This is a genomic window from Oleiphilus sp. HI0132, assembly GCF_001635845.1.
Genome location: NZ_LWGJ01000312.1, coordinates 1 through 617 on the forward strand (window position 1 = coordinate 1; position 617 = coordinate 617).

A 617-nucleotide genomic window follows, 5' to 3' on the forward strand; every position below is an offset into this window, starting at 1 on the left:
CCGATATCGTTGAAAAAGAAATGTATACCTTTGAAGATAGAAACGGTGACAGTTTAACCCTGCGCCCTGAAGGAACTGCATGCTGCGTTCGAGCAGCCGAGCAGCATGGTCTATTGTTCAACCAGACTCAGCGCTTGTGGTATACAGGGCCGATGTTCAGACATGAGCGTCCACAAAAAGGAAGATATCGCCAATTCCATCAGGTCGGTGTTGAGTGTTTTGGTTTTAAAGGGCCTGATATTGATGCTGAGTTGATCATGATGACTGCTCGCTTGTGGAAGCAGCTTGGTTTATCTGAACATGTGGTGTTAGAGATAAACTCTTTAGGCTTGCCTGAAGAGCGCAAGTCCTTTAAAGATGCATTAGTTGCTTATCTTGAAGGTTATGCTGATCAGCTTGACGAAGATAGTCTGCGTAGGATGAAAACAAACCCTCTAAGAATCCTGGATAGCAAAAATACTAAGACCCAAGAGATTCTCGCGAATGCGCCAAGTCTGTTCGATTTCTATGGAGACGAGTCTAAGAATGACTTTAACGAGCTATTGTCGCTGCTGGATCATGCAGATATCAAGTATCGTGTTAATCATGGCTTAGTACGAGGTTTGGATTATTATTCG

General features: G+C 43.8%; 1 protein-coding gene. It reads left to right on the plus strand.

Annotated features, from left to right (window positions below):
- Positions 1 to 617 (plus strand): histidine--tRNA ligase (gene hisS, locus A3766_RS03745; RefSeq protein ID WP_197479288.1); only part of this gene is annotated, 617 nt, incomplete at both ends.